At 62.0% G+C, this 3,799-nt stretch carries 4 protein-coding genes; all 4 read left to right on the top strand.

Annotated elements, in window-relative coordinates:
• Positions 1-848 (top strand): LysR substrate-binding domain-containing protein (locus tag DBR23_RS06310; protein WP_108497667.1); only part of this gene is annotated, 848 nt, incomplete at its 5' end.
• 181 nt (positions 849-1,029) lie between these two features.
• Positions 1,030-1,926, top strand: a complete 897-nt coding sequence (locus DBR23_RS06305; protein WP_108497666.1) for an amino acid ABC transporter substrate-binding protein — start codon at positions 1,030-1,032, stop codon at positions 1,924-1,926.
• 117 nt (positions 1,927-2,043) lie between these two features.
• Positions 2,044-2,943 carry an amino acid ABC transporter substrate-binding protein gene (locus tag DBR23_RS06300; RefSeq protein ID WP_056745312.1) on the top strand — a complete coding sequence of 300 codons (900 nt, stop codon included), beginning with the start codon at positions 2,044-2,046 and terminating at the stop codon, positions 2,941-2,943.
• 108 nt (positions 2,944-3,051) lie between these two features.
• The coding region (locus DBR23_RS06295; RefSeq protein WP_108497665.1) for an amino acid ABC transporter permease at positions 3,052-3,799 on the top strand (748 nt) is incomplete at its 3' end.

The raw sequence follows: 3,799 nt of genomic DNA, 5'->3' as shown, positions 1-3,799 counted from the left end.
AGCCAGCGTTCTCGCGGCGCATCCAGGCGCTGGAGGCCTGGGCCGGCACCGACCTGGTGGACCGCAGCTCCTACCCCACCCGGCTGACCCCGGCCGGAAAGACCCTGTACGACCAGGCCCTGGAAATGCTCCAGTCGCTGCAGAACACGCGTGCCATGCTGCGCGCGCACACCAGCGCAGGCAAGGACATGATCGAGTTCGCCGTGCCCCACACGCTGGCGTTCACGTTCTTCCCGGCCTGGGTGTCCAGCCTGCACGACAAGTTCGGCCCGTTCAAAAGCCGCCTGATTGCGCTGAATGTGCACGACGCGGTGATGCGCCTGGTCGAAGGCGGGTGCGACCTGCTGATCGCCTACCACCACCCCTCGCAGCCCTTTCAGCTCGATGCCGATCGGTATGAAATGGTCAGCCTGGGTCAGGAAGTGTTGTCGCCCTACAGCAAGGCCGACGCCGATGGCCAGCCCGTGCACCGCCTGCCCGGCCGCGCGGGGCAGCCGCTGCCCTACCTGGGCTATGCGCCCGGCGCCTACCTGGGGCGGGTGACCGAACTCATCCTCAAACAATCGCAGACGCCCATTCACCTGGAGCGTGTGTACGAGACCGATATGGCCGAAGGTCTCAAGGCCATGGCGCTGGAAGGGCATGGCGTGGCCTTCTTGCCCCACAGCGCCGTGAAGAAGGAGCTGCGCTCGCGCCGCCTGGTCAGCGCCGCGCCCCCCGATACCGAAGGCCTGCAGATGACCATGGATGTGCGTGCCTACCGCGAAAAGCCCAATGGCAAGGACACCCCTAAAGGCACGGCGCAGGCGCTGTGGACCTACCTGCAGGCCCAAGCGGCCTCATGCTAAGGGTAAATACGGACATAAACACTTTGCATAGTTGTGCGCGCAAACGGCATTGGAATTTCACCGTAACGACACGTACAGTCTGCGCCATCGCCGGATCGGTGGATAGCAGCGTGTGCCTTGGCAGGGCCCCACGGTGGCACGAAGATTGCAAACCCGGTTCATTCCTTCACAGAGGCATCGTATGAAAGTTCAGCATTGGGGATTGGCCTGGGGCCTCGCAGCACTGTGCTGTGCGGTCGGTGCGTCTGCGCAGGCCAGCGTGCTGGAGCGCGTGGCTGGCGGTGGCAAGCTGGTCATTGCCTACCGTGAATCCTCGGTGCCTTTCTCGTACATCGACAGCCAGTCGGGCAAGCCTGTGGGCTATGCGCTGGACCTGTGCCTGCGCATGGCCGAGCTGGTGCGCAAGAAGACCGGCAAGAAGGACATGGAGATCGAGCTGGTGCCTGTCACGCCGGCCAACCGCATCGCCATGATCGAGCAGGGCAAGGCCGACATGGAGTGTGGCTCCACCACCAACAACGCCGAGCGGCGCCAGAAGGTGGCCTTCACCATCCCCCACTTCATCACCGGCGCGCGGCTGCTGGTCAAGTCCTCCAGCACCGTCGACAGGGTAGAGGATCTCAACGGCAAGAAGCTGGTGTCCACCAAGGGCACGACGCCCCTGAAGGCGGCCGACCAGGCCAACCGCGAGCGCCTGATGGGCATCACCATCGTCGAGGCACCCGACCATGCCAAGGCGGTCGAGATGGTCGAGAAGGGTGAGGCCGATGCGTTTGTGATGGACGACGTGCTGCTGTATGGCCTGGCGGCCGGGCGGCCCGACCCCAAGGCGCTCAAGGTGGTGGGCCGCTTCATGACCACCGAGCCACTGGCCATCATGCTGCCCAAGAACGACCCTGAGTTCAAAAAGCTGGTGGACGAGGAAATGCGCCGCCTGATTACCAGCCGCGAGATTTACCCGATTTACGACAAGTGGTTCAACAAGGCCATTCCGCCCAACAACACCGTGCTGAGCCTGCCGGTCAGTTACTTGTTGCGCGACTTCTGGAAATACCCTACCGACCAGGTCCCGTTCTGACTAATATCCCTGGTTGCGTGCTACCCCTTTTTGGAGTGCGGTCCTGACCGGTTACCCCCGGCTGGCCCCTGTCTCTAAAATCCCCCCCTTTTTCGTTTTCAACACAAGGAGATCCCTATGAAGAAACATTTGCTCGCGGTTGCCGTGACCGCCTTGGCTGCAGGCAGCGTATTTGCCCAAGCCAATGACACTCTGGCCAAGATCAAGGCCTCCGGCAGCGTGACGCTGGGCGTGCGCGAGTCTTCGGGTCTTTCGTACACGCTGGGCAACGGCAAGTACGTGGGTTTCCACACCGAAATGGGCGAGATCGTTCTGCACGACATCCAGAAGCAACTGGGCTTGCCCAAGCTGGATATCAAGTACCAGCCCGTGACCTCGCAAAACCGTATTCCGCTGGTGACCAACGGCACCGTGGACCTGGAGTGTGGCTCCACCACCAACAACGCCGCACGCCAAAAGGACGTGGCGTTTGCCGTGACCACCTATGTGGAAGAAGTGCGCACCGTGGTGAAGGCCAACTCGGGCATCACCTCGATCAAGGACCTGAACGGCAAGACCGTGGCCACCACCACCGGCACGACCTCCGTGCAGACCCTGCGCAAGCACGAACGTGCTGGCGGCATCGACTTCAAGGAAGTGTTTGGCAAGGACCACGCCGACAGCTTCCTGATGCTGGAAACCGGCCGTGCTGACGCATTCGTGATGGACGGCTCCATCCTGGCTGCCAACATCTCCAAGTCCAAGAACCCTGCCGATTACAAGATCGTGGGCGAAGTGCTGTCGGTGGAACCCATCGCCTGCATGCTGCGCAAGGACGACCCCGCGTTCAAGAAGGCTGTGGACGACTCCATCAAGCGCCAGATCGCCGACGGTTCGCTGGCCAAGCTGTACGACAAGTGGTTCATGCAACCCGTGCCACCGACCAACACCAAGATCGGCCTGCCGATGTCCGACGCTACCAAGGCAGCCTGGGCATCGCCTAACGACAAGCCCATGGAAGACTACGCCAAGAAGTAAGCTCTGCAACGCTTGTGCCCCTTCGGCCAGCTGGTTTGAAGGGGCTTTTTTGTTGGGTCGGCCCAGTGGGTCCCCCAGCGCAAAACCAAAAATTAAAGGGGTGCTCCTATGAGTTGGGATTGGCAGGTGTTCTGCCAGGACACCATGGACCGGGATGTGGTGCAGGGCTGCTTTGGCAAAGGCGGCGAGATCACCTACCTGGACTGGATGCTGTCGGCCTGGGGCTGGACGGTGTCCGTTTCGCTGCTGGCCTTGCTGCTGGCGCTTGTGTTGGGTTCATTCATCGGTACGCTGCGCACCTTGCAGGATCGCCCGATGATCGTTCGGCTGGGCAATGCCTGGGTCGAGCTGTTTCGCAATATTCCGCTGCTGGTGCAGATTTTCCTGTGGTACCACGTGCTGCCCAGCCTGTTCCCGGTGCTGCGGGGCGTGCCCGGTTTTGCGCTGGTGGTGCTGGCGCTGGGCTTTTTCACCTCGGCACGTATCGCCGAGCAGGTGCGCTCGGGCATCCAGGCCCTGCCACGCGGCCAGCGGTATGCCGGCATGGCCATGGGTTTCACCACCTTCCAGACCTACCGCTATGTGCTGCTGCCCATGGCGTTTCGCATCATCATTCCGCCGCTGACCAGCGAGACGATGAACATCTTCAAGAACTCGTCCGTGGCGTTTGCCGTGTCGGTGGCCGAACTCACCATGTTCGCCATGCAGGCGCAGGAAGAAACCTCGCGCGGCATCGAGGTCTATCTGGCGGTGACCACGCTGTACATCATCTCGGCGTTTGCGATCAACCGCATCATGGCCTTCATTGAAAAGCGCGCACGCATCCCTGGCATGGTCGTGAGTGGCGCGGCCGGAG

Source organism: Acidovorax sp. HMWF018 (genome assembly GCF_003061035.1).
In the GTDB taxonomy this organism is placed as follows: Bacteria; Pseudomonadota; Gammaproteobacteria; order Burkholderiales; family Burkholderiaceae_C; genus Acidovorax; species Acidovorax delafieldii.
Note: the sequence above shows the minus strand (reverse complement) of the source record. Positions and strands in the feature narration are given on the sequence as shown.